The sequence below is a fragment of the Odoribacter sp. AF15-53 genome, from assembly GCF_003479425.1.
In the GTDB taxonomy this organism is placed as follows: domain Bacteria; phylum Bacteroidota; class Bacteroidia; order Bacteroidales; family Marinifilaceae; genus Butyricimonas.
The window spans coordinates 339,125-365,792 of the sequence record NZ_QUHC01000002.1; the positions used below are offsets into that span (position 1 = coordinate 339,125).

Annotated in this window: 19 protein-coding genes; 7 read left to right on the plus strand and 12 right to left on the minus strand. The window is 43.8% G+C overall.

The genetic code is table 11. The features are described from left to right. Positions 1-3: 3 nt before the first annotated feature. From DWW52_RS05980 to cdd, 10 genes are all read right to left on the minus strand, one after another. Positions 4-1,980 (minus strand): trehalase family glycosidase, encoded by a 1,977-nt coding sequence (locus DWW52_RS05980; protein WP_118714561.1) that lies wholly within the window; start codon positions 1,978-1,980, stop codon positions 4-6. Between the two features lie 2 nt (positions 1,981-1,982). Continuing rightward, complete coding sequence (locus DWW52_RS05985) at positions 1,983-3,533, minus strand: PKD-like family lipoprotein (protein WP_158582497.1); 1,551 nt, start codon at positions 3,531-3,533, stop codon at positions 1,983-1,985. Positions 3,534-3,544: 11 nt separating this feature from the next. Beyond that, a complete protein-coding gene (locus tag DWW52_RS05990; protein WP_158582498.1) occupies positions 3,545-4,270 on the minus strand; it encodes a DUF4843 domain-containing protein in 726 nt (241 codons plus the stop codon). A gap of 12 nt (positions 4,271-4,282) precedes the next feature. Next, positions 4,283-5,743, minus strand: coding sequence for a RagB/SusD family nutrient uptake outer membrane protein (locus DWW52_RS05995; RefSeq protein ID WP_158582499.1), 1,461 nt, complete (start codon positions 5,741-5,743; stop codon positions 4,283-4,285). A 10-nt stretch (positions 5,744-5,753) separates the two neighbouring features. Further along, positions 5,754-9,143 (minus strand): SusC/RagA family TonB-linked outer membrane protein, encoded by a 3,390-nt coding sequence (locus DWW52_RS06000; protein ID WP_118714565.1) that lies wholly within the window; start codon positions 9,141-9,143, stop codon positions 5,754-5,756. Between the two features lie 103 nt (positions 9,144-9,246). Next, the gene (locus DWW52_RS06005; protein WP_118714566.1) at positions 9,247-10,395 is read right to left on the minus strand and encodes a FecR family protein; all 1,149 of its coding nucleotides are present in this window, start codon (positions 10,393-10,395) and stop codon (positions 9,247-9,249) included. 47 nt (positions 10,396-10,442) lie between these two features. Beyond that, a complete protein-coding gene (locus tag DWW52_RS06010) occupies positions 10,443-11,003 on the minus strand; it encodes an RNA polymerase sigma factor (protein ID WP_118714567.1) in 561 nt (186 codons plus the stop codon). A gap of 335 nt (positions 11,004-11,338) precedes the next feature. After that, on the minus strand, positions 11,339-14,686 hold the full coding sequence (locus DWW52_RS06015) for a hypothetical protein (RefSeq protein ID WP_118714568.1): 3,348 nt from the start codon (positions 14,684-14,686) through the stop codon (positions 11,339-11,341). Positions 14,687-14,886: 200 nt separating this feature from the next. Beyond that, positions 14,887-15,318: an immunoglobulin domain-containing protein gene (locus tag DWW52_RS06020; protein WP_118714569.1), complete on the minus strand. Its 432-nt coding sequence runs from the start codon at positions 15,316-15,318 to the stop codon at positions 14,887-14,889. A gap of 719 nt (positions 15,319-16,037) precedes the next feature. Continuing rightward, entirely contained in the window at positions 16,038-16,508 is a 471-nt protein-coding gene (cdd, locus tag DWW52_RS06025) for a cytidine deaminase (protein WP_233556720.1), read from the minus strand. A 50-nt stretch (positions 16,509-16,558) separates the two neighbouring features. Between cdd and DWW52_RS06030 the strand changes: the two genes are divergently transcribed. The 7 genes from DWW52_RS06030 to DWW52_RS06060 all read left to right on the plus strand — a co-directional run bounded on the left by DWW52_RS06030 (position 16,559) and on the right by DWW52_RS06060 (position 24,367). Next, positions 16,559-17,476 (plus strand): glucosaminidase domain-containing protein, encoded by a 918-nt coding sequence (locus tag DWW52_RS06030; protein ID WP_118714571.1) that lies wholly within the window; start codon positions 16,559-16,561, stop codon positions 17,474-17,476. A gap of 13 nt (positions 17,477-17,489) precedes the next feature. Next, positions 17,490-18,026, plus strand: coding sequence for a DUF4199 domain-containing protein (locus tag DWW52_RS06035; RefSeq protein WP_118714572.1), 537 nt, complete (start codon positions 17,490-17,492; stop codon positions 18,024-18,026). Positions 18,027-18,028: 2 nt separating this feature from the next. After that, on the plus strand, positions 18,029-18,976 hold the full coding sequence (locus DWW52_RS06040; protein ID WP_118714573.1) for a glycosyltransferase family 2 protein: 948 nt from the start codon (positions 18,029-18,031) through the stop codon (positions 18,974-18,976). A gap of 68 nt (positions 18,977-19,044) precedes the next feature. Then, positions 19,045-20,703 (plus strand): MFS transporter, encoded by a 1,659-nt coding sequence (locus tag DWW52_RS06045; RefSeq protein ID WP_118714574.1) that lies wholly within the window; start codon positions 19,045-19,047, stop codon positions 20,701-20,703. Positions 20,704-20,832: 129 nt separating this feature from the next. Beyond that, positions 20,833-21,831 (plus strand): nitronate monooxygenase family protein, encoded by a 999-nt coding sequence (locus tag DWW52_RS06050; RefSeq protein ID WP_118714575.1) that lies wholly within the window; start codon positions 20,833-20,835, stop codon positions 21,829-21,831. Between the two features lie 12 nt (positions 21,832-21,843). Next, entirely contained in the window at positions 21,844-23,085 is a 1,242-nt protein-coding gene (locus DWW52_RS06055; protein ID WP_118714576.1) for a pitrilysin family protein, read from the plus strand. A 13-nt stretch (positions 23,086-23,098) separates the two neighbouring features. Continuing rightward, positions 23,099-24,367, plus strand: a complete 1,269-nt coding sequence (locus DWW52_RS06060; RefSeq protein ID WP_118714577.1) for a pitrilysin family protein — start codon at positions 23,099-23,101, stop codon at positions 24,365-24,367. Positions 24,368-24,768: 401 nt separating this feature from the next. Here DWW52_RS06060 and DWW52_RS06065 read toward each other — a convergent pair whose 3' ends face one another. Together DWW52_RS06065 and DWW52_RS06070 are read right to left on the minus strand one after the other, a co-directional pair. After that, positions 24,769-26,286: a M56 family metallopeptidase gene (locus DWW52_RS06065; RefSeq protein ID WP_118714578.1), complete on the minus strand. Its 1,518-nt coding sequence runs from the start codon at positions 26,284-26,286 to the stop codon at positions 24,769-24,771. A gap of 11 nt (positions 26,287-26,297) precedes the next feature. Further along, positions 26,298-26,654 (minus strand): BlaI/MecI/CopY family transcriptional regulator, encoded by a 357-nt coding sequence (locus tag DWW52_RS06070; protein ID WP_118714579.1) that lies wholly within the window; start codon positions 26,652-26,654, stop codon positions 26,298-26,300. Between the last annotated feature and the right edge of the window lie 14 nt (positions 26,655-26,668).

The window sequence follows — 26,668 nt, forward strand, 5'->3', positions numbered from 1 at the left end:
CAATTATTTATATTCAAACATCATTAATAGTAAATGTGCCGCAGACCAACCGAAATGCGGAGCATTCAAACGATCCCCTGTCAACGGGTTATAATTCTCCTGAATAGGCTGATCCCCCAACAACCCTTGACAGTTATTCAATACTTTCAGGGTCAATTCATTCGCCTCATTATCATACCCGTAGTTTCGCAATCCTCGTATCCCGAAATATACTTGATCCAACCATACCGGGCCACGCCAATATCCCCGCTGAGGTTCCAACTTCGAGTGACTCAAATCCAACGTCCCTAAAGGCACGTAAGAATTAAAGCGATTCCCGTCCATCATAATATCTTTTACTTTCCCGGCCTGTTCCCGATCGGCCACTTTAGCCCAAAGCGGTAACCATCCTTCCGGGCCGTACACCCGCACAACATCATGCCCTTCCATCTTAACATCAAAAAAATATCCCGTCTCCCGATCAAACATAATCGTTCTGATTTTACGGGCCAATTCATCGGCCTCTTTTTCCAAGCGGGAAGCCACATCCTCCCGTTTCAACAAACGAGCAAAACGGGCTAACGTCACTTTCTCATCATAGAGATAAGCATTTAAATCCACACTTTCCTGATCCATAGACCAAGCACGGGGTACCCTACCCTTCAACATCCCGACACTATCAAATCGCACGGCATTATCCATCCCGCTTTCCCAAGCCGCGGCTTCCAACGTCCCATCCGTCGATCCGTACTCGCACAAACCATCCCCATCAATATCCCGGTAAGTGTACCACCAACGATGATACTTCAACAATCTATCAAACATCTCTCCCACGAAAGCCAAATCCCCGTCTGCCTCGTAAATCTCATTCACGGCCCACGAAGCCAAAGGAGGTTTCGTATCCCGAAGATTATTGATATATTTTATCCGACTCACGAAATCCGGAATCATCCCCTCCTCTGTCTGGTAATCAAACAAAGCCCGGATATGACTTTTAGCTAATTCCGGCTCCCAACGACATACTCCGGCAGCAATTTTCCAAGAATCCCACGACCAAAAACCCGTACTAAACCCCCAATAAGAAGGATAACCGCCATCGTGTAACAAATCATGCGCGGCACTCCGCCAATTGGCCATCAACGTCATCAGGCACTTTACCGCCAGACGTTTGTATCTCAGATCTTCCAACAGGGATGATTTATTTTCCAGCAATTTCGTCAAATAATGATCCCAACGCGAAGCCGATCCCTCAAAAAAAGGTTCGCTATCCGTGAACGGATCACCTTCCAATACCGGGTACTTCACGCTATCCGGTTCATCATTAAAATATGCCGAATAAACAAACACATCCTCCCGTTCTTCTCCCCGTTTCATTTTCCGAATCCCGTAATCAAACCGGTATAAACCATCCTTCACCTCTGCCTTACAAGATTCTCCTGCCGCGATCTCAAAACAACACTTCGTTGCCGGGAACTCCAACAACACTTTTCCCTGCCCGATCGTCCTTCCTTGAAAACACTGCGTGAAAAACCGCCCTTCATAAGTAACCTTAACCTCTTTAGGACCTCCCATGTTGCGGACCCAAGTCCGCAACAAAGAAGCCCGATTGTTCACGAAAACAATCTCCTGTGTCAAGGTTAGTTCTTCCCAAGCGAAAGATTGAACCATTCGCCCGGGAAAGTAACTCTTTTCAATCTTCGCATCTGCCGTCTTCTGTAACACCCCGTCAACCTCGACCAAAGCGTTTGCCGTGTAAGGGCCCACTGCATAATTAGAGGCCATTGATAAGGGACCTGAAAAACCACCCGTCATCCGGGCACTGTCAGGAATAAAGGCAAACCCATGCCATGCTCCCAGATCCGAGAACAACGATATTCCTTCCCTGATCCCTTGCGGCCAATTGGTTATATCCAAGATATTACAATAATCTTTTTGCAAACTCAAAGGCGACGTTCCTGCACATCCGCACAAAAAGAACATGACGACAAACACGAATCTCATAACTACTCCGCTTTTTTATGAATAATTTGTTTTACTCTACCCACATTCTTATCCATCTTCATCACGAATCGCCCGGCCTCATCCGAAGCAAATCCCCCCTTCGATCCCTGACGGATATCCAACAAATAAACTTCCCCGTTAGCCAACCCGACACACAAATATTCATTGGAATGCCACTCATCTTCTATGGCCGTAATCTCTGCCGGGAAACCGTAATAACGTTCCGGCACAATCTCTTCTGCATCATCATCTTTTCCAAAATAATATAACACGTTACCGGAAGCCAAGAATGCATAAGGACATCCGAATCCCCTTCCCTTTCCGTTATCCGGAATCAGTAACAAGACATTATCATTCATCATATCACCTTTAAACTTCCGTTGAGAAACCGTTTCAATAGCCTCCGGCTTATCGGTATTGAACATCTGACCGACATACGAACCGTCCGGTCGTTTTATGATATTAAACAGTCCACCTGCAGGAATATAATAGTCATTCCACCAATACCCCGATGTTGCAATCAACTCATTATCGCCGAGATCATCCAAACGAACAAATCCGTCCGGATAGTTAGCCACACCGGGTTCCCCGATAGTTCCATAACTGGAACTACCACGTAAATACAGAAAGCGTTTGTATTCCTTCTCGTACACAAACACGTACCCCCCCTCTGTGTTCATATCATACACGAAACGATCTACTTTCAATTCATGCGGAACGGTTTCTTCTCCCGTCTCATCCACGGGTTGCATATACACCAGCGGATATTGCGAAAAATATCCCGTGTGAAAAGCCCCGGAACTAAAATTCTTACGAGCAAACACTCGTCCATCCTCATCCAATAAGAAACTAAACCAAATATCAAAATAAGCCTGTTTGGGTTTGATATTCTCGGGAATTACTTGAAATTCTTTCGATAACTCCAAGGACTTTTCCAAATTACCTGCATCCAAATCCATGCATTTATAAAAATCATCTTGCAATAAGATCACGTGTTGTCCCGCAGAACCATCTCCCCCCAGCTCATGTAGAAAGAATTGCACGGGCTTACCTCCCAAAGAAGTCCCCTCTATCCCCTCGTAAATATCATATATACACCGATCCCAATCCGCACCATTCGACCGCTTCAAAAAGCTCAACGACGACACGCCATCTTTCTCGGACAAGATTAAAAAACCATCCGAATAAAGCGAACGAACATTTACCATAGTCCGGGCCATAAAAGTCAGACCGCTCAACGTATCGGTAACCTGCAACACCCATTCCATCTTTTTCGGTGCATCCACGGGAACAATATACTCCACGTCCTTTTCCCGGGAAAACACGGAATCAAGTTCTATCGACCATTCATACTTCAAACCAACCTTCGTTTCTATATCAAACGTGATCTCCGGTTTGATTATCACGGTATCTCCAACCGATGCCCCATATTGAGTTTTCACATTCCCAATTGTTGCATGTGCCAATTCACGATAATCATAATCCCCTTTATCTTCATAACATCCCGTAAAGCCCCAGGCCATCACAAGACATAATATCCATATTTTTCTCATAGTATTCATTATTATCCAATTACACTTACCACCATTCTCGAACCGTCAGCCTCGTACTCCGGGTTCGCTTCCAGATACCGTTTAAACTGCAAGGCATATTCCCGTATATATTTCTCCTCCACATCCGTCAAATCCGTCACCTTAATCTCACGACAGAACACCTCATATTTCTTGGGCGAGAACTCCCCGAGATAATAGTCCACTATTTTTTCATTCCACCAAGCAGGCGTTGAGATCGCCGAGGTGAAATAAATCTTTGCCTGACAATAAGTCGTCTCTCCCACCATGAAATATTCATTCGATTCAATCTGTAGAACCACCCGACAATAAGCGTTATCCAACTTCGGGGTCTTTTTCAACACGACAAAAATTGAATCTACTTCCACTCCTTTATGAAAGACCATCGAACTCGGAAAATCAAAATCTTCGTTCGAAAGCGGGGACACCACTTTACCATCTTTCAACATCCCCGATAAAGAATCCACGATACTCAAAGTTATCGGACAATCCTGAGTCAACAAACGACCTCCCAAATTAAATTTAATCGGAACCGCTATCGTCTCCTTTCCAAAATGGAAAAAGAAAGTCTCTACGATACTATCCGTGGCCGGATTATCATAAAAGCTCAAATAATTTCCACCGCTATAAGTGTCGAATTCATCTTCCTTACACCCGAAAACAGCCAAAAGAAGAAACAAAAAGATAAATTGTCCTTTCATAATCTTTATATTTTTCATGCTCATGATATTCTACTGATTTAAAGTTATATCCTCACTATCCGGAATATTAAACACGAAAGCCTCGTCTTTCATATCCGGATAAATCTTAATACCCAGCTTCTTGTACAAATAGAACAATTGTCCCTCACCGATAAACGAACGGAACCCCTCGTTCAACCAAGCATCGTGATAATCCCCCAAGCTACCCACACTAGGTGAAGAATAAGCATAATTAGCCTGTTTTACCTGCGTGATATAAGAAACCGCTTTCGTGTAATCGTTCATTGAAGCATAATACTCACCCAAGATATAATGCAACTCGGAAGTACGGATGATCGGGATAATCTCATTCGGGATCGTTTCCCTCTCGTCTGTTATCGGAAGATATTTCTTACTCACCTTATTTTCACCATCCAGTTTCAACAAATGATAATATCCCCGACACTCGTAACTATCCGAACCAAACATCTTGCTGATCAAAGTATTCGACAGACACAACACCTTGTTGTTCCCCGTATAATAGGCTTCAAAATACTCTGTCAATTTCTTGTTACTCAAAGCAAATATGACATCATTATATTGCTTGGGACTTGATGTAGAACCTTGCACCGTAAAATACTTACTATCAACAACCTCCTGAGCCTGTTGTGCCGCCAACTCCAGTTCCCCCCTGTAATTATACACGCGGGCCAACAAAGCAGTAACCGCATAATAATTCACCCGGAATCCCCGGAAACAATAGAATAATTCATTCTCCAGATTTCCCCCTTTGGCTAACAAACGATTGTTTGTTGTCAATTGACTCCTCCTCACTTCAGAAATCGTGTCAAAAGTAGCTAACAACGTCTTGGCCTTCAACAAATCCCGAATCACCTTATCGAGAAAACCATTCACGGTTTCCCGCTGTTGGAATACTGCCGGATGCGTCTCGCAATAAGGAATATACTCGTCATTATCATTCGAGGGAACATACCCTGTCCGGGTCGCGTTTACCTTCACTGGTACCGGAGCAAACAAGCGCAACAAATCAAAATGCAAGAAAGCACGTAACGCCAAAGCCTCTCCTTGTATCATATTCTTCTCCCCTTGTCGTCCGAGAAACTTTGTAACATCTTCATTCTCTATATTCTGTAGCAAATTATTACAATTCGCAATGGACGTGTAAGCTCCCCGCCAGACCTTATCCAACACGCTCCGCACTTCCGTGTTGTCATAATCTCCATTGTAAGCTTTCGGGTAAGCCCCGTACTGACTCATTTTATTGATATTATAGTATTGCGCCACCACATCCAAAAATCCCCAAGTCAACTGTTGGGCATACATATCCGATCCGGAAATCCGGGAATAAACCCCATTCAGCGCATTACGATATCCCTCGCCATCACCAAAAAGTTCTTCTTCGTCCACTTCCTCCTCCGGAATCACATTCAACCAGTCATTGCACCCGAACAACAACGGTAAAAACAACAGTAATAATATTTTGTTCTTCATACTCATCTCATTAATTGAAATTAATTTTAACCGTGAAATTGAATGAATGGGCATAAGGATAACTTGTTCCCCGTTCCCGCTTCACCGGAGAAATCCGGAACACGTCATTCGCACCCAATTCAAAACGAATCATTCCGAACTTATATCTCTTCAAAAATGCCGATTCCATGTCGTACCCCAACGTGATCGAATTCAACGAAAGCTCGTTATCCTTCTGCATAAAGCGGGAAGTCGGCCGAGTGTAACCATCTTGATTCTTTATATCCTTATACTTGGCAATATCGCCCGGCTTCTGCCATCTCTCCTTCATCACACGCTTATCAACATTCTCATCGTAAATCTTGGCTCCCTCCACCTTCGTCGCCAAAGTTTGATTGTACACATCTCCCCCGAACTTATACATAAACGAGGCAAACATCGTCCAGTTCTTATACCGCAAATTAAACCCGAAAGAACCTTGCGCATCCGCTTCCGTGTCACCAATAATCACGTTCTCATCTCCACTCCATGTATAAGTAACCGTACCGTCTTTTTTCAGGAACATCTCCTTACCGTTTGCCGGATCAATCCCTAAAGATTTCATACCATAAAGAGCCGTGTTCGAACCACCTTCTTCATACTTGGTAAAGATTTCCGTGGCTGATCTCTTACCGGTTCCTTTTTGTAAATAATAATTATTCACGCGGTCATTATAACGTTTCAAAGCATCTGAAATTGCCAGAATCTCATTCCTGTTATGAGCTAAGTTTCCATACACGGAAAGCCCCCAGTCCCGTGTTCTTATGACGTCATACTTCACATCTAATTCAACCCCCTTGTTCAACACGTTTCCCATATTATCGTGATAAGTATCGAAACCGGAAGACGTGGGGACCGAAACCGTCGTGATCAAATCGGTCGTTTTCTTGTGATACCAGCTACCCGTTACAAACAAACGGTCGCTCATCAATCCCAACTGGAAACCGACATCTATCGTTTGCGTCTTTTCCCAAGTCAAATCCGAATTTCCCAAAGCTTTCATCGAGGCACCAAATCCCGTGCGATACCATTCATCCGTCAAAATCTCGTAAGTCGTTTTAGCCACGTACGGCGGGAAATTCACCTTACCCGTGGCCCCGTATGATGCTCTCAATTTTAAGGTAGACAACACGGCCTGATTCTTCATAAAACCGTAGTTATGAATATTGATTCCCACTCCGGCAGACCAGAAAGGAGCAAACTTCTTATCCTTACCAAAATCAGAAGAACCGTCAAAACGACAAGACGCATCCAACAAATAAATATTATTATACGTGTAGTTCAACCCGGCAAAGAAACCTATCATCCGGTTCAATTGCTCAGTAACTTTCGGCTTCTCGTAAATTTTCTCCGCATAATTAATGGAATTCAATTTCCCCGACGGGAATCCCCTGTACTCGCTGGAAAAACTCTCTGTCTTGTTCCCCAACATGTTCATCCCCGCTGTCAGATTTATATTGTGATTATTAATCAACTGATTATAGGCCAAAAAGATATTGGTATTCCATTTTAAATCCTCCGACTTACCTAAATTATACGAACCGGATGACATATTACCCGTAGACAACATTTCACTCGCATCATTTTGTAAAGACTTCGGATCAATAAACCGCTCCGTGGTCGAGAAACGCCGGGTCACGCTGAACTGCCCTTTCAACAGGAAATGTTCGGCAAATGTCCAATTTACCCCAAAATTATCAATTAACTCCTCGTATTTCGAACCACTGAAATTATTCAAAGTCGACTCGTACAACGGGTTTCTCCGTCCTAAATCTTCATTAGTCACTCCAGAGCTAGAATGCCAACTCGGTAAACTTGAAGCAATCACGCCATCATCATTCTTATACTGATCATAAGGTAACGCCAGCGCGTAATCAGAGAACGCCCCATAAGGAGAATCTTCTGATTTCATCACATTGTAAGAAATCGTATTACTGATGGATATCCCTTTCACCTGATAATTAACGGAAAATCCACCCGCAATTCTCTTACGGAAAGACTCTTTCATTACACCACCGTCATTCCGATAACTGAAATCTATCCCGTACCGGATCCCTTGAGCCCCACCTTGAACATACAAACTATGCTGCGTGTTAAACTCCGTCCGTAAAGGTTGTGACAACCAATATGTGTTCACCCCTTTCGTAATATTCGCTTCCTTAGCCAACAACTCTTCCCGCTTGGAATACAACTCGGCAAAAGTCTTTGCCTCATAAAAACCGGCGGCAATCTCCGTATCCAACAATTCCCGGGCATTCATCAAATTATAGCCACTCAAATCCGGAGTTGAAACAGATCCCGTGAGACTGTACGTCACGGATAATTGTCCCGCCTTCGGGGCCACCGTCGTAATCACCACCACCCCGTTTGCCGCACGAGAACCGTAAATAGCCGTGGCGGCCGCATCCTTCAATATCGTGATATTCTGAATCCGGTTAGGATCAAAATCATACAATTTCTCCGCAGAAATCTCAAACCCGTCCATGATAAACGTCGGCAAATTGGAATTATTCTTCAAATTGGATTTATCCAGCGGATCGGCATCCAACGCCTTCACCCCCGTACTTGAAGTACCGCGGATATTCACCTCCGGCAAAGCATTCGGGTCAGATCCCCACTTGTTGTTCTCCCGGATCCGGAACGAGGGATCAAACACCTGCAAAGCCTGCATCACGTTGGTTTTCGACACCTTCAACAATTCTTCCTTGCTCACACTGATAGCGTTCCCGGTAAAACTCTTTTTATCAATATTACCGTATCCTGTTACAACAACCCCTTCCAAGTCACTTGACATCACTTTCAACTTCACGTTAATCTTCTCGTCACCTTTCACCGTAACCTCTCGTGTTTCGTAACCGATAAACGAAATCAACAGAATCACCGTATCTCTTTCCGGCAAAACTAACGTGAAATTCCCCTGTTCGTTAGTAGTCATACCGATTCTCGTTCCTTTCAGAATAATCGTCGCTCCCGGCAAGGGTTCCCCGTTCTCATCCTTCACGGATCCCGTCACGATTCTCTCTTTCTTATCAGGAACAACTTCTTCCTTCTTCTCGGAAATAATATACACCCCATCCACTTCCTTATACATATAACCGGTTCCCTGCAAGCACCGATCCAGTATCTCCGGGAGAGATTTATCATTCATCACCACGCTAATTTTCAACGACTTATTAATTCGTTCATGATTATACAAAATCTTTCCCCCTGTCTGTTTACTCAAATAGCTTAAAGCTTCTAAAAGAGAAACATGCTCAAATTTCACACTTAATTGCTTTGACTGGGCCGAGACTTCTTCCCTCAGGATTGTCCCGTAAGCCAGTACAAGCATCACGAAAACCGTAAGGATTCTTCGTAATTGAACTACAACTTTTTTCATCATAAGCTCTTGGTTTTGTTAAATAAGATTAAGACACATTTGTATATAGTATTCCCCATTATTGAACATTTACGCTCAATATCAACTCATTTCACACTAAAAATTTCTATTCTTTCTTTTGCGAGATAACCACCTTCCCTTTTTCCAAAGAAAAATCAAGATGAGTTGCAAATTCCAACATATCAAACACTTTTTTGATATCGGTATATTTCGGGACGTTCCCCGTAAAATGCAACTCCTGAATACCCGGATGAGCATAACAAACCTCCATGCCATACCAACGGGATATCCGTTTCATAATAGATTCCAGCTTTTCATTAAAGAAATAAAGACGGTCTTCCATCCAAGACGTGTAAGGTAATATATTGACTTCTTTCACGACCAACGTTTTTTCTCGTATCATAGCCTGTTCGCCGGGAGTCAGTATTCGTTTTTCCTCTCCCAAGGTCACTTCAATCTTCCCGGAAGCAAGTGTTGCCAAAGCGTATTCATCATCATCATAACAACTCACGTCAAAAGAAGTACCCAACGCTTTCACCGAAAAATCGTCACACTTCACGATAAACGGTTTAGTCGTATCCCTCGCCACATCAAAAAAAGCTTCTCCTTCCAAATATACCTCCCGACAATCACCCACGAAATGAACCGGATACCGCAATTTGGACGTTGCCGCCAACCACACTTTCGTCCCGTCCCCCAACGTCAGGCAATACTCGGCCCGGGTAGGAATACTCAACGTATTGTAAATTAACTCATCCGACGTATTATTCTGGTTTTCGTAAACAATCTGATCCCGTCCCCCGTTCATCACGATCTTCATCCCGTTACTCTCCAGCATCCCGGTCGTATCGAGTTGGCTGATATTCACCTTCTCCCCGTTCGACAGGTAAAGCACTATATTATCTTCATTAGCGGCAACAATCACCTTCTGCCCCGCATCCCCCGTGTTCAGCAACCACCAGGCAACCATCGCCACGAAAGGAAGCATCACGGCCGCATACCGCATAAACCTCCGTCGCATGAAACGCACCCGGTCGTGTTTGCTTGTTTCATTCAACACCTTATTCCATACCCCTTTCCGATCGAATGACTCTTTTATATAAAGATCTCGGGCTGCACGGGTCAGGGCCTCCTCGTATAACCGCTGGTGTTCCCCCGACTCATCGAGCCATTTCAGAAACAACGTATCGTTATGAGGACGTTTCCCGTGTAAAACCTCTTTCAGAATATCCATATTTAATCTCTTTTCGTCCATTTTCTAATAGCCTTTCATGAACAAGTCACATCAACTTGAAAAAAGTATTACTCGGATTTCAAAAAAATCAAGAAAAAAATAAATAATTGCTCTCTCGTCAATTTTTCCCGCAAAATCCGATACGCTTTACTCACCTGCACTTTAACCGTATTTACCGACAGATCATACTTTTGCGCTATTTCAAGATAGCTATGCTCCTCCACACACGCCTCCAAGAAAATAATCCTACACTTTTCTGGTAAAGAATCAAGGGCCGAACGAATCTTCTCGCTCAATTCGGCTTGCTCCATTTCACGTTCTATACTAAAGGTATCTTCTAACTCCTCGGATAACTCCGTATTCCTGTATTTTGTCCTCACGGCATTTAAAGAAGCGTAATGTATGGCCGAAAAGCAATAATAACGAAAAGACTTATAAATGGATAACTTCTCCCTATTTACCCACAATTTCACGAAAAAATCCTGAACTATGTCCTCTGCCATACTTTTATTACCGGTAATCCGGTACGCCACGACATACAAATCAGGAGAATATTCATTGAAAATATTCTCAAAACAAGAGCGATCTCCCTGTCTTAATCCCTCGACATCATTCATATCCAACACCATAACGGATTGTATTTATACATTTACATCTTCCACCTAGAAAGAATCGTTTTATATGCCCACCACGCATATAAGCTCACAAAAATCTCAATAGACGATCGTTTAATGATCGGGACGAATTGGAAAATTGATAAAAGAATAATTGTCTGATAATTAGGGAAGAAAAAAATTGAAGGTGTGTCAATAAGTTGTAATTATTAAACGATCCTTTAATCAACACAAAAATAAGAATAATTTATTATATCGAGAGATTTATAAACATTTTAGTATCATTCTAGATATCCGTTCTCCGACCTCGAACAAAATCCCTATTTACAGGGCTTAGAGGAATCCCTCTCTTAGCGTTTAACCCATTTTATGGCATCAGCAACAATTTCTTGTGGCAAACAACCGTACTTTGTTTCAAATTTATCTTTTCTATCCTTATCGCACAATGTAACCTTCGCATCCCCTGAAAAACGATATATCCCAAGAGAAATCCACCCGACCTCATTCCCGCCCACGGAAGCGACAACTTCATGTTCCGCCCTTCCGTCATAAACCGTGTAATGAAATTCTTGTTTAGGGTCCACTATCACATTGCGAGGTTGCGAGTGATAAAAAAACACCTCATACTCTCCCGCTTGAGGCAGTACTACATTCCATTCCACTTTCTGCCTACCAGAACCAGCCCTTTTATAAAACGCACTTTGTACGGGAGTACCGTAAAAATCCTTATCAATAACAGGTACCCAAGTCTCCGGTTCACTGGATCTGGTTTGATATTTTTTATCATTTTTTTCATCCCGAAATAAAGCCACAAGATTAAAACCTTTCGCTTTTACTACTCTAAAACCGGAATCCTCATTATCAACAACAATCTCATTATTATTCTGAAAGAATATAACCGAATCTAACTCAAAAAAACCGGTTGTCGTATCAACAGGCATTCCACCCGGATTCTCCAATCTCATGATAACCTCAGCCGGAAGATTCCGGGCTAAAGGCATTTCCAAAGAGTATATATTCGTCATACACAATACATCTTTTCGATTACGCACCTTGATCTCCCTTCCCTCGCGAGGGGGGATCACCCATCCCTGCATATCACTCGTCATGATAAGCCCCGGTATATCACTCCGGTTAAATACTTTAAAACGACAGAATATATCGGTAGCAGCAAATCGATCCGCTTGTTCCAATTGGAACGCATGGGCATCACGTATATCAAATTGCGGTACCCCCTTGGTGTAGTACCAATCCGCCACAAGCGTATCAAGGCTGAAACCAAATGATTGCCTAAATTTCCGATAGTATTCTTCCAAAGGTATCTCCGTAAAATAATCCTTCGCGATGGAATCCATATAAAATTTATGGAATACTTCCCTTTTCATATTCAACATCATATACATATATAACTCCACACTTTTCTTGCGAACAATATTACGCACTTCTTCCTGAGACAAAGAATTATCATACAAAGCATCCTTCAAACTATGATTCTTTAAATACAGCACGGCTTGTAAATCATCCGTTTTCACCCCGGAATAATGATCTCTATGTACCATATCGAGCAATACGTCATGCATAATAGGATACTCCTCGGAATGAATAAACAACGTCTTACCGAGAAACGTTGGTCTTATGCTGCAACTCCCCTGTCCCAGTATTAAATTAATATCAATTTCCAATTTAGATTGCAGTTTTTTGTTTTCTTCACTCCGGGAATCCTTGTAATGATATTTCTCGATCGAATGCAACTTTTCCGGAATAAACACGATCCCCGCTTGCTCCCTTTCCCCCGTTAACTGTGACAAATTGGGAAAACAATGAAAATCACAAGGTGTCTCCAAAAGCGTTAGCCGCCGATACGGGTAATGTCGAGTCGGATCAAAACCTCTTTTTGCCAGTACCTCTCTCATTAATGCCGCAACATCCAGTGTTCCGTCATTCATGGCATAGACGACATCCTTCTCTTCTTCTGTCAAGCTTTGAGGCAAAACAACACACTCGTGCATCTCGAAGGTACTTTTGGCCTCTACCAATCTTTTGATTAATAGGGTCTCAAGCATATCATACGGTTTCAGAAGGTACTCATGACAAGGCAAATAATATAACTCCAAATGAGTGGTATCATCCGGGATCTTCGAAAATACGGTAATTTCCCGTTTTTTATATTCACCAACACATAAACTTATCCCTGGCATATCATGCGTGAAAGTAAACAACGTTTTTCCTTCCTTCTTATACTCTACATTTCCCTGAGAAATAGCCGTCAAATTAGATGCATGTTCAACAGTCAACGCATATCGAGTGAAATTCACACCCCGATACCTGAACGGACTATATGGTGGTACACACACCGGATACCATATACATTCGGGTGTAAGTAACGTATATTTCTTCCCACAATAAGCAGGCGTGTACCCGAAATGATATATTCCGACACGATTTACATCGGGAGAATCATATTTTCCATTCTCTTGTTCTAAAAAACATATATCTGTTTCAACTGTACCCGCATAACCAATAGAGACATGACACCTCTCCCCCGGTATCAATTCCTTGTTCGGGATAACCGCCTGTCTCTCTCTCTGGAATGAAACCGCTTTCCCATTTATCTCAATGGTACTTATCTTCAATCCCGGATTCAGATACACGATGAGTGGAATCACTTCGGAATTTTTATTCTCAATTTCCATAAGGCTCTCCATCGCTAGTTTCCCATCCTCCAATATCTTCACCTGCAACTCGTTCCGGACAACTCTTGCCGTAGGACGTTTACTATTTTCACGATATACTTGCCGATACAGTTCCCTGTTATGATCAATTGCCACATAATGATTTAAGTACGTAAACGCCAACAAACCCGCAAGAACAAAAAATAAACAAGCAATCCCCAACCACTTTTTCCCCACGAAAGTATGATTCGGAATTCTAGGGTAAGAAATCACAGACAGCAGAAGGCATCCCGTTCCGAACAACAACACGTACCCTCTTTGCAATAAATAATTCTCCAGATTCACGTGCCCCATGAAATCCGAGAACATATTAGGTATATAGCGGGCACAAGGATCCAACAAACCGTGTGCAAAACAAGCTCCTCCAAAAGTCAATCCTCCTAAAAACAGCAATAATAGAATCATACAGATTCCTTGATTACGCACGTAACGAATCACGAATCCGGAAAATCCAAGGAAACAGACTAATGCGGGAAACGTGAGAGTAATCCAATAAAAAAAATAGTACGACAGTTCGAAAGAATTAAAATACAATACCAGATTGAAAAAAATTGAGATCGCAAATGTAATCCAGTTCAATAAAGTCAGGGTTAAAAATTTACCCAGAAAATTCCCGATCACGATATCCTCGTTACATTGCGAATGAGCATACAAAGCCTCTTTCGTACTTACCTTATAGCTTCTCAAATCGTTTACAATCAAGCATACTACAAGTAATAATTGGATAAAATTGAAATAATAAGCACTCTTGAACGGAATGGACGAAGCCAATGCCTGTGATGGCCAATCCATGTAAAATTGTAACAAATTATTTATCGAAACACTTCCCTCCCCCTTCGACAAAAAAGAATACTGGTATACGACAAGCCCAAAAATCGCCAGAATAGCAAATATGCGGAACAACACACTCCTACGCACTCGCTTGAACTCATACCTAGATTCGATAAAAATATTGTCCTTATCCATAACACAATACTTTGATTTTTTATTAATACAATTAGACTCGTGTATCCAAATTCTTTACTATTTCCATTGAAAAATAAAACTAAAAGTATCGTTTATAGACCACTTCACGATCTAAATACTTTCGTTGATTAATTCACTGTCTACTATAAAAAAGTAGACAGTGTAATTACTCTATTTTATAATATTCGTTAGTTTACATGTCATTTACCCTTCGGAATTACGACTAAAGTAAAAGCGGCAAAAACATTACCACGATTATTAAATATTTCTACAAGATAATCTCCCTCATCTGACACTTTTATATCAGACATCGTAATTATTACTTTGCTTTCTCTTACCCAAAGAGAATAATCTCTTTCGACACGTCTTATTCCCTCATCCGTATCCCTTACCAATACAGCATTAGCTTGTGATTCTGAAGCAAAAGTTACCCACACTTCTAAGGTATTTCCCTCATGAATTATAATCTCAGCAGGTGGTTGTGTCAAAATTACGGGCGGAGTATTAACAGAACCTGCCAGTTCTACTAATTTTTCTGTATTTTCTCTAATCTTTTGATCATAATCTACAGTAAAAGACATCAATCCGATCAAAGAGATTAATGCAAAAACTAATAAAAATGTTTTTTTCACAATTCATTTTTTGTAAGTTAATAATATGATTATAACAAATATGAGCTGTTACATTTTTTGTTTATTCTAATGAGCTCTCATATACAAGTCACATCAACTCAAAAAAAGTATTATTCGAATCCCCAAAAAATCCGATATTATTCCCAGTGCACAGAAGTTTCTCCAAGTAGTCACCCATAAAATCCCAAAAGCGATTCCAAAGATTTGACAAAATCGGAGATATTCCTGCAATTATTATGCTCAACCATCATAATGTTCTTTGCGCATACTCTCTCTCCCCATCTCGTACATTTACCCGATTTAATAGGATTATCCCATCGTTTTCCCAAGATTTAACTACTTCATCCCTGCTACCCCTCGCTTACAATTCCGTTTTCACATCGCAATGCCGCATCGGGATAAGGAAAGTGCTAGCGACCCGTGGCAAATACGAAGTAATTAAACTCCAGTATAACCCTTAGTGTAGTTTTAGCTATGACTTCCCCGCCCCTGCCCTATATTCCATATATATCCCACAATGATCCTACTGGGAGTTCATTATCACCATAAAGCATTCATCCTGCATTCATAGAGCATTCAACAACCATTAGAATGCATCAGCAATCATCTTCATATCACGCATACCCTATTCATCGTGATACTAGACAGATTGCAGGATAAATATTAGCTAATAGCACATTATAGCTCATCCCCAGTGATATACCGGAGATACCCCGGACTTACTTCTTCAATGAATCAAACGAAAAAGGCAATAATTGACTGGCTTTTATTACCACGGTTTGCTTTTTTCCCATCATGATCACGTCGAAATCAGCCCCGTACCGACGAATGACTTCGGCCATAACCTGCCGACACGCCCCGCAAGGAGTGACATATTCATCTACCTCCACCCCATGATCACGAGCCGCAATGGCGAGCGCCTTAATCCCGGTCCCCGGGTAAGTCGAGGTGGCATAAAATAAAGCCGTACGCTCGGCACATAAACCGGAAGGATAAGCGATATTCTCCTGATTTGAACCGCAAACAATTTCTCCGGTATCCATCAACACGGCTGCACCCACGGCAAAACCGGAATACGCGCAATAGGCATTTTCCGTGATTTTCAGTGCTGCACGACACAAATCCTCGTACCCCTCCGGGTAAGATTCCTCGTAAACCATGTAATCTATCTTCAATTCCGCTTTTTCCATTCTAATTTTTTTCGTAATTTTACCGCCAATATAAAACATTATCCGAAACTATGAACAAGATTTACGTTATTTTATTTTTGAGTTTTATATGTATCAACATATGTGGTGCCTCGAATGACAGTCGCAAAGCGTTCATCAAAAAATATAAAAGTATCGCCATAGAAGAAATGGATCGCACAGGTATCCCCGCCAGTATCAAACTGGCTCAAGGGATGTTGGAATCCGGATGCGGGACCTCAAAACTGGCTATAAACGCGAATAATCACTTCGGGATCAAATGCCACAACTGGAACGGGGCCAGTTTCACCATGGATGACGATCGACGGAACGAATGCTTCCGGAAATACCGGAACCCGGAAGAATCGTGGGTAGACCATAGCGAATTCCTATGCTCTCGTCCCCGCTACGCTTTCTTGTTCGACTTACCCAAAACAGACTACAAGGGGTGGGCCAAGGGATTAAAGAAAGCGGGGTACGCGACAGCTCCCGACTATGCCCAGAAATTAATTAAAATCATCGAGGAAGAAGAACTGTATCAATTCGACCGGCCGGGTAAAAAACTTCGTCCCATCCCCAACGAATTGAATTATAAACTCAGCGAGAGCAAAAACTACCAAAATCAAGTGGTATACATCAATAACGTCCCCTGCATCAAAGCCAAGGATGGCGACACGTTCGAAAGCATCGCCGCGTATTTCAATATCCCGTTGAATAAATTATTGAAATACAACGATAAAAACGAACTCTCTATTCGCACGGGGATGCACATCTTCTTGAAGAAGAAAAAGAATAAAGCCCCCAAAGGCTACACGTTCCACAAGACGAAAGCGGGCGACACGATGTACATGATATCCCAGATTTACGGGATCAAGTACGCCAAATTATTACAATACAATTACATGGACAACGGCGAGCAACCGCAAGTCGGCGAAATGATCTCCTTAAGGGGACCTGCCCAACTATATTAAAGGAGAAAAATAAATGGAAAAAACAAACGAGTCATTTTTTAAGCAAAATTCCCTATTCGGTTGCCTGATCGGGGCCGCATTCATCTTTGCTTCCCTTATTTTCATTTCGGCAGGTAAAGGCGTTGTCGTGAACCCGCAATTCCACAATATCATCATGATGCTAACCATCTTCGGGGTATTCATCGGGATACGTAAATACAGGGACGAACAACTGGAGGGAATCATCACTTACGGGAAAGCCCTGAAAACGGGGATATACATCCTTAGTATCGCCTCTCTGTGTTACGCGATATACACGTTCTTCCTCTACACGTTTAGTGCTGACCTGTTGGAAGAATTCAAAAAAATGACTCTCACCACGATAAAAGTGGCAGGCCAGAACTCCCCGCTCTTCAAAATGATCGAGGAGAATGCCGATCTATATTTCTTCCCCATCAGCATCGCTTTCGGGGAACTATTCAACCGGATTCTGATCGGTGCGGCATTCACGCTATTTATTGCTGGATTAGTGAAGAGAAGCAAGTTACCGTTTAACCCCCAACAGTTTTAATCATGGATATTTCAGTAGTCGTTCCGTTATACAATGAAGAAGAATCGTTACCCGAACTCACGGCGTGGATTGAACGGGTGATGACAACGAACAACTTTACCTACGAAATAATCTTGGTGGACGATGGCAGTAACGATTCCTCGTGGAAAGTCATCGAGCAGTTGTCGGAGAAAAATAACAACATCCGGGGAATTAAATTCAGAAGAAACTACGGGAAATCCGCCGCCCTGCATTGCGGGTTCGAGGATGCGGAAGGTGACGTGGTGATCACCATGGACGCGGATTTGCAGGACAGCCCGGATGAAATTCCCGAACTCTACCGGATGATAACGGCTGAAGATTACGATCTTGTATCCGGTTGGAAAAAGAAAAGATACGACCCGATTTCCAAAACGATCCCCACGAAACTCTTTAATGCCACGGCCCGGAAGTTCTCCGGGATAGAACTGCACGATTTTAATTGCGGGCTGAAAGCATACCGGGGTACCGTGGTTAAAAACATCGAAGTCTACGGTGAAATGCACCGTTATATACCAATTTTGGCCAAACAGGCCGGCTTTACCCGCATCGGGGAAAAGGTGGTACATCACCAGGCCCGGAAATACGGGGTCACGAAATTCGGTATCAGTCGCTTTATCAACGGCTTCCTCGACCTACTTTCCGTGACTTTTATCACCCGGTTTGCCAAAAAACCCATGCACTTGTTCGGGGCTTTGGGGACCTTATTATTCGTCATCGGTTTCTGCTCGGCGGCATGGATCGGGATCGAGAAATTAATCGCCCTCGCCCACGAAATGCGAGCCCCGCTCGTGACGAATAACCCTTATTTTTACATCGCGTTGGCCTGTATGATTATCGGCACACAACTCTTTCTAGCGGGCTTTCTCGCAGAATTGGTGTCCAGAAGCGCCAGCGACAGGAATGTGTATAGAATTGAGAAAAAAATCTAAAGATTTTCCATATTTTATTTTACCTTTGAGCGTTTGTGTGCAAATTCAAATTTTTTAAATAAATCATTATGGTCGAAAAAATTCAACAAACCCTTCGAGACTCGGCAGCCATGCGCTGGATGGTTCTCTTACTTCTAGCTTTTGCCATGTTCTGTTCTTATATCTTTATGGACATACTCTCGCCCATTAAAGATTTAATGCAGTCCACCCGGGGTTGGGACTCCACAGCATTTGGAACAATGCAAGGATCAGAAACATTTCTCAATGTCTTTATCTTTTTCCTCATTTTCGCGGGAATTATCCTTGACAAAATGGGGGTTCGCTTCACGGCAATCCTTTCCGGAGTCGTGATGTTAGTCGGCGCAACCATCAACTGGTACGCGGTGACCGACAGCTTCCAAGGTAGCGGGTTAGAGGCTTGGTTTAACAACAACTTGAACTACATCCCCGGTTTTGATGAATTGGGTATTTCTCCTTTCTATAAAGGCATGCCTGCATCAGCCAAATTCGCGGCGGTAGGCTTCATGATTTTCGGATGCGGTGTTGAAATGGCAGGTATCACGGTTTCCCGTGGAATCGTGAAATGGTTTAAAGGCCGTGAAATGGCTTTAGCCATGGGATCGGAAATGGCACTAGCTCGTTTGGGCGTTGCCTCTTGCATGATCTTTTCGCCGGTATTCGCCAAACTGGGTGGCAATATAGATGTTTCCCGTTCAGTAGCTTTCGGTGTTATCTTGCTACTCGTGGCTCTTATCATGTTCATCGTCTATTTCTTCATGGACAAGAGACTCGATGCACAAACCGGAGAAGCGGAAGAAAAAGATGATCCGTTCAAGATCAGCGATTTGGGTAAAATTTTATCCAGTATGGGATTCTGGTTAGTAGCTTTACTTTGCGTACTCTACTACTCTGCCATCTTCCCCTTCCAGAAATATGCCGTAAACATGTTACAATGTAACTTGACTTTCAACCCGGTAGATCCCAATTCATTCTGGGCAACCAACACGGTAACTGTCATCCAGTATTGTATCATGCTTGTCGTTGCTGCAGCCGCTTTTGCCAGCAACTTCTCAAAAACCAAAGGCATGAGATACGGGTTACTGGCGTTAGCTGTCGTGTCACTGATCGTATTCTGCTACATGGGTTACATGCGTCAAAGTGCAGAAACCATATTTGCCGTATTCCCGTTGTTGGCCGTGGGCATCACGCCTATCTTGGGTAATTACGTGGATCACAAAGGGAAAGCCGCTTCCATGCTTGTCATCGGCTCCATATTGCTTATCCTTTGTCACCTCACTTTTGCTTTCGTTTTGCCCGTGTTCAAAGGAGATGCCATCGGAGGTGTCATCGTTGCCTATGTCACGATTCTCGTCCTCGGTGCTAGTTTCTCGTTGGTACCTGCCTCGTTGTGGCCTAGTGTACCGAAATTAGTGGATGCCAAAATTATCGGTAGTGCCTACGCATTGATCTTCTGGGTACAAAATATCGGACTGTGGTTATTCCCTCTACTTATCGGTAAGGTATTGGATAAAACTAATCCTCAACTGGTAGCCGATTTGAAAAGCGGAATCATTACCCCCGAAGAAGCCGCCATTTCTTACGACTACACCGCTCCCCTCGTGATGCTTGCTTGTCTTGGTGGAGCCGCTCTTATCCTCGGTTTCGTGCTGAAAGCCGTAGACAAGAAAAAAGGTCTCGGACTGGAGTTGCCGAATATCCAGAAATAAACGAATTATTTCAGAACATACAGAGAGCCTTCGTTGTATCGCGAAGGCTCTTCTTATCTAATATTCAAACACAAGATACGCTATACCATAGTAAAAGTGCTTTCCCCGGGAAGCACTTTTTGCACGAAAATGCTTTCCATAGAAAGCATTTTTCGTACATTTGTTGCAAAAGCAAAAGATATGGAAAACAGGATAACAAAACTTTTCAATATAAAATACCCGGTCATTCAAGGGGGTATGGTATGGTGTAGTGGCTGGCGTCTGGCTTCAGCCGTGAGTAACAATGGCGGGTTAGGATTATTGGGGGCCGGATCCATGCACCCGGAAACCCTGGTGGAACACATCCACAAGACGCAACAGGCAACGAATAAACCTTGGGGTATTAACGTTCCCCTACTCTACCCGGAAATTGACCGTCTCATGGATATCATTATTCAAGAAGGGGTGAAAATCGTATTCACCTCTGCCGGGAGTCCCAAGAAATGGACTCCCACGCTCAAAGCCCACGGGATCACAGTCGTACACGTGATCAGCAGCTCGCTGTTCGCCAAGAAATGCGAAGAAGCCGGGGTAGATGCTGTCGTGGCGGAAGGTTTCGAGGCAGGGGGACACAACGGACGGGAGGAGACAACCACGTTGACCCTGATCCCGAACGTCGTTGAAAGCTGTTCCCTTCCCGTAATAGCGGCAGGGGGCATCTCGTCGGGTAAATCCATGTTCGCCGTGATGGCTTTAGGCGCAGAAGGCGTGCAGATCGGAACCCGTTTTGCAGTAGCCACGGAATCATCCGCACACCCGGCTTTCAAACAACGCGTGCTTGACACCGAAGAAGGCGGAACCATGCTGGCATTAAAAAAATTGGCTCCTACCCGTTTAATCAAGAACAAGTTTTACGAGCAAGTAAAATCTCTGGAAGATACCGGGGCCGACGCCGCAAAACTGACCGAACTTCTAGGTAAAGGAAGAGCCAAAAAAGGCATATTCGAAGGAAACATGGAAGAAGGAGAACTAGAGATCGGGCAAATCGCCTCCATGCTTCACCGGGAAGAAACGGTGGCCGAAATCTTCGAAGATATTATTACCGACTTCAACAAAGCCGCTAAAAAAAGCATTGGTTGGGAAATGTAAACATCCATACACATGATAAAATATACTCGACATATACTAGATAATGGCCTAACCGTCATTTGCAACACAGATACCAGTACCCCATTCGTGTCCGTGAACATCCTTTACAAAGTCGGGGCTCGGGATGAAGATCCCAACCGCACGGGATTCGCCCATTTATTCGAACACCTCATGTTCGGGGGCTCCCGTCATATTGCCGACTACGATTACCACGTGCAGAAAGCAGGCGGGGATAGCAACGCTTTCACGAATAACGACTACACAAACTATTACATCACGATCCCGGCACCCAATATCGAAACCGCCTTATGGCTTGAATCGGACCGGATGTTAGCCCTTGATTTCTCCCAGAAATCACTCGACGTGCAACGCAATGTCGTGATCGAAGAGTTCAAGCAACGCTATTTCAACAATCCTTACGGGGATATCTGGTTAAAACTACGTCCCCTGGCCTACAAGGTACATCCCTACCAGTGGCCGACGATCGGGAAGAATATAGATCACATCGCCGGAGCCTCGCTTGAAGAAGTGGAAGACTTCTTCCATCGTTTCTATGCCCCGGATAATGCCATACTCAGTATCAGCGGGAATATCACGGACGAAAAAGCGTTGGAACTCGTGAAGAAATGGTTCGGGGATATACCGCCCGCCAACTATCAACGAAAAGCGATTCCCGCGGAACCGAAACAAACAGAAGAACGCCGACTGGTATGCGAACACAACAAGGTCCCGGCTGATGCCATATACAAGGTGTATCACATGGGAGACCGCGCCTCGGACGAGTTCTACACGTGCGACACGATATCGGACATTCTCTCTAACGGTCAATCCTCCCGCCTGTACATCAACCTCATCAAGAACGGGAAACTATTCTCGGAAGTGGATGCATATATCACGGGAGACATGGACCCGGGACTTTTCATCTTCTCCGGGAAACTATCCGAAGGCGTGGCAATCGAAGAGGCCGAAGCCGCTATCCAAAACGAGATCAACCATTTTATCGAGGACCCGATTTCCGAACGGGAACTTCAAAAAGTCATCAACAAAACAGATGCCCGAATCTCGTACAGCGAGATCAATTATCAAGGGAAATCGGCCAACCTGGCCTTCTTCGAATACTTGGGTAACATCGACCTAATTAATTCCGAAAGTGCCCGGTACGCGCAAGTATCCCTCGATTCGATAAAACGAACCGCACGAGAACTGTTTGCTCCCGAGAATTGCAGCACGTTATGGTATCTTAAAGACAAATAATTGACCACAAGTTATGAATAGAAATATAGAACCACCTATTACCGAAATATCACGTCCCTCGCTGTGGGAACACCAACGCATCACGCTCCCGAACGGGATAGAGGTCGTGTACCTGCACGACCCCAACCAGGAAGTCTTCAAAATGGACGTGGTACTTCCCGCCGGGGCTTACGACCAACCCCGACCGGTGATTGCCTCAAGCATGCTTAACATGCTTAACGAGGGAACCCGCCAACACACTTCCACCGAAATTGCCGAGTTATTCGACTATCACGGGGCATACGTGGATTTCAACTGCGGAATGCATAAATCGGAATTAAACCTGATCTCGCTGAACAAATACGCATCGCAAACCATCCGGATGCTGGCCGAAATGACGCTCGAAAGCACCTTCCCGCACAAGGAGCTGGAAACCTACATCCGCAACCGGAAACAACAACATCTGGTCAATATCGAAAAGACTTCTTACCTGGCCCGCATGGAATTCATCTACCGCATGTATGGAGAAGAACATCCTTACGCCAACCGCTTCACCCCGGAGGATTTTGATCAGGTCACGCCGGAACTATTAATTGATTTTTACCGGGAAAGGATACAGTCCTCACAATGCCGCATCATGATTTGCGGCAACGTCAGCGATTCCGTCCTAGAGGAAGTCAGCCAGGCCTTCGCTCCCATGAGCAACGCACCACTCCCACCGGAAAAGAGGTTCACGATACACCCCTCGACTCCCGGCAGGTACAACGTGCCCAAACCGGATGCCGTGCAAACCAGTATCCGCATCGGAAAAACCGGTGTGCCATTGCTGCATGAAGATTACACGTATTTCCAACTCCTGAACACGATTCTCGGCGGTTATTTCGGTTCCCGCCTCATGTCGAACATCCGGGAAGAAAAGGGATACACGTACGGGATCGGTTCATACAACGTGACCATGCCGCTGGCCTCCCACTGGATGATCGCCACGGATGTCAACGCGGATAAGGCCGAAGCCACCATCGAGGAGTGCATGAAAGAGATTCGTCGCATGCAGGAAGAACCGGTAGCCGAGGAAGAACTGGGACTCGTGAAAAGCTATTTCAACGGGGAACTGTTACGGGAACTGGACGGTGTTTTCGCTCAATCGGATGCCTTGAAACACAAACTCAACTACGGGCAGGACAATACGTTCTATTTACGTGCCATTGACCGAATCCGTAGTTGTACACCCGATGATATCATGCGTTTAGCCCGGAAGTATTTAAAACCGGAAGAAATGTACGTTATTACAGCCGGGAAATAAGGGGAGGATATGGATGTGTCTAACAAGTCCTTTTTCTAAAAATAACTACCCCCTCCAACTCCCCCTTACACAGGGGGAGTGTTGATTACCAAGCGGTTTCCCCTCCTGTGTAAGGAGGAGAGATTAATGGCAGTGTACAACACTAGTCTCTCACCCGTGTTCCAAGTGACTTTCTCTAGTGCCTCGCTAGTAAGTTAATTGAAAGTTAACTGAAAGTTGATTGAAAGTTAATTGGCTCGAGCGGGAACTTCTGCCTAATTTTGTCCCAACATCTGATCCAGAAACTAACGAGACCGTAGTGAGACACGCTAACGATATACCCGAGTCTCACCTGTAACACGGTTCATGCCACTCCCTTTCTGTTCCGCATGAAACAGACGTATGTATTAAATTTCAAGCTATTATTGTAACTGGAAATTAATCGGCACCGTGTATGAAACGCTCACGGGTTTTCCCCTCTGCGTCCCCGGTTTCCAGTTCGGCATCAATTGCAGGACACGTATAGCTTCCCGATCCAACAAAGGATGCACGCTTTTAATTACTTTAAAATCTTTCGCTTCCCCGGTTTTAGAGATTATAAACTGAACAAACACTTTCCCTTGTATTTTGCTCTTTTGAGCTTCTTGGGGATAACGAATTCTCTTGGCTAGAAATTTCATCACATTTCCATCCTCTCCCATGAACTGGGGCATATCCTCAACCACCATGAAAACATCTGCCTCTTCTGCATCACCACTATACCCGACAACAACTAACTCGTCTAAAACAACATTTTCAGTTAACATTTTCACGTGTAACTTTTTAGCATCCTTCACGGGAATAAACTGGTTGGCTTTCCCCACGTAGGAGAAGATCAACGTTTCCCCCGTTTTCACCTTGATAGCAAATTCCCCTTTCCCGTCTGTAGAAACCCCGACGTTCGTGCCTTTCACGATAACGGTTGCCCCATCCAAAGGTACATCGTTCGAGTCCACAACAACGCCTTTAACTAAAACAGAATCCTGCCCCGCAAGCAACATCGTGCCATTATCCTGATGCACGATTGCCTGAACGTTACTGGACAAGACCAACAATCCCAGTACCGGGACAAGTAGCGCGTACTTGATCAATCCCATCCTGGAAGTTCTTTTTTTATTCATCATCATAATACGTTTTTTTAATGGTGTTACATTAAATTTATTCACTATTTGAGCTGCAGCCAAAGGATGAGACAGGCGAAGAAGGTGGTACTGATAGGCTCTCCGGTCAAACCCGGAATGCACCACTCGCTTGTCTGCCAAGAATTCAAGATTACGACGAATCTCCCGTTTCAACAACCACGCGGCGGGATTCATCCAAAAGAAAGAACATAATACCTCGGAAACCATCACATCCAACGAATGGTACTGGTCGGCATGAGTTTTCTCGTGTACCATGATTTCCTGCAAATCACGGGTATCATATCCTGACGGGTTCACGAATATCCATTTAAAGAATGAGAACGGGGTTACCTGACCGGGTAAAACGATCACGGGCACGGAACAACAAAACGCCCGCTCCCCTTTTCGAACTAATCGCACGATAGAATATATTTGAATGACGATTCGAGCAAGCAGCAGGCATACAATCGTGCAATATCCCCACCTGACGATATCCCACCCGGTAATGGCAACGGACTGTCCTTCCGGGGTAACCTTCACCTCCGGTAGCAAATTTACCGCGTACCGGACCACGGTCTGCTGTATCGCCTCCTTTTGTTCTTCCCCGAAAGAAAATAAAATCAAAGGATAAATAAACGACATTCCCAGAATCATCCACAAGCATCCCCGGCGGATCATGAAAAAAGTATCCCGACTGAAAAGTAACCGGTAGAAAAGATAAAACACGACTAGCGCGATATTTACCTTCATCAAATAAATGAACGCCTCCCCCAGAATCATGGCTTCTATTTCTATTGTTTTTCGATCAATTTAATAATCTCTTGCAGCTCTTCGGCTGATATTTTCTGTTCCTTGACAAAGAAGGTCACCATTTCCTTGTAAGAGTTTTCAAAATAATCACGAACCACACCCGACATGAATTTCGCTTTATATTCACTCTCGTCAATGATCGGAATGTACTCGTATATGTTTCCATGCTTTTTGCTGGACAGGAATCCCTTTTTCTCCAGATTCTTCACGATGGAAGCGACTGTCGTGTAAGGAGGCTTGGGTTCTCCCATGCGATTTAAAAAATCTTTAATCACACCACTTTTTACCTGCCAGATGATCAACATTACCTCTTCTTCCTGATGTGTCAATTTCTCCATACCAATAATTATTT

Bases quoted from the DNA above. Each gene is read 5' to 3' on its own strand.
- DWW52_RS06055 (WP_118714576.1), top strand. From the start codon at position 21,844: ATGATAAAATATACTCGACATATACTAGATAATGGCCTAACCGTCATT.
- DWW52_RS06065 (WP_118714578.1), bottom strand. From the start codon at position 26,286: ATGATTCTGGGGGAGGCGTTCATTTATTTGATGAAGGTAAATATCGCG.
- DWW52_RS06040 (WP_118714573.1), top strand. From the start codon at position 18,029: ATGGATATTTCAGTAGTCGTTCCGTTATACAATGAAGAAGAATCGTTA.
- DWW52_RS06010 (WP_118714567.1), bottom strand. From the start codon at position 11,003: ATGGTGTTGGATATGAATGATGTCGAGGGATTAAGACAGGGAGATCGC.
- DWW52_RS06000 (WP_118714565.1), bottom strand. From the start codon at position 9,143: ATGATGAAAAAAGTTGTAGTTCAATTACGAAGAATCCTTACGGTTTTC.
- DWW52_RS06035 (WP_118714572.1), top strand. From the start codon at position 17,490: ATGGAAAAAACAAACGAGTCATTTTTTAAGCAAAATTCCCTATTCGGT.
- DWW52_RS06005 (WP_118714566.1), bottom strand. From the start codon at position 10,395: ATGGACGAAAAGAGATTAAATATGGATATTCTGAAAGAGGTTTTACAC.
- DWW52_RS05990 (WP_158582498.1), bottom strand. From the start codon at position 4,270: ATGAAAAATATAAAGATTATGAAAGGACAATTTATCTTTTTGTTTCTT.
- DWW52_RS06060 (WP_118714577.1), top strand. From the start codon at position 23,099: ATGAATAGAAATATAGAACCACCTATTACCGAAATATCACGTCCCTCG.
- cdd (WP_233556720.1), bottom strand. From the start codon at position 16,508: ATGGAAAAAGCGGAATTGAAGATAGATTACATGGTTTACGAGGAATCT.
- DWW52_RS06070 (WP_118714579.1), bottom strand. From the start codon at position 26,654: ATGGAGAAATTGACACATCAGGAAGAAGAGGTAATGTTGATCATCTGG.
- DWW52_RS05995 (WP_158582499.1), bottom strand. From the start codon at position 5,743: ATGAAGAACAAAATATTATTACTGTTGTTTTTACCGTTGTTGTTCGGG.
- DWW52_RS06015 (WP_118714568.1), bottom strand. From the start codon at position 14,686: ATGGATAAGGACAATATTTTTATCGAATCTAGGTATGAGTTCAAGCGA.
- DWW52_RS06030 (WP_118714571.1), top strand. From the start codon at position 16,559: ATGAACAAGATTTACGTTATTTTATTTTTGAGTTTTATATGTATCAAC.
- DWW52_RS06045 (WP_118714574.1), top strand. From the start codon at position 19,045: ATGGTCGAAAAAATTCAACAAACCCTTCGAGACTCGGCAGCCATGCGC.
- DWW52_RS06050 (WP_118714575.1), top strand. From the start codon at position 20,833: ATGCTTTCCATAGAAAGCATTTTTCGTACATTTGTTGCAAAAGCAAAA.
- DWW52_RS05980 (WP_118714561.1), bottom strand. From the start codon at position 1,980: ATGAGATTCGTGTTTGTCGTCATGTTCTTTTTGTGCGGATGTGCAGGA.
- DWW52_RS05985 (WP_158582497.1), bottom strand. From the start codon at position 3,533: ATGAGAAAAATATGGATATTATGTCTTGTGATGGCCTGGGGCTTTACG.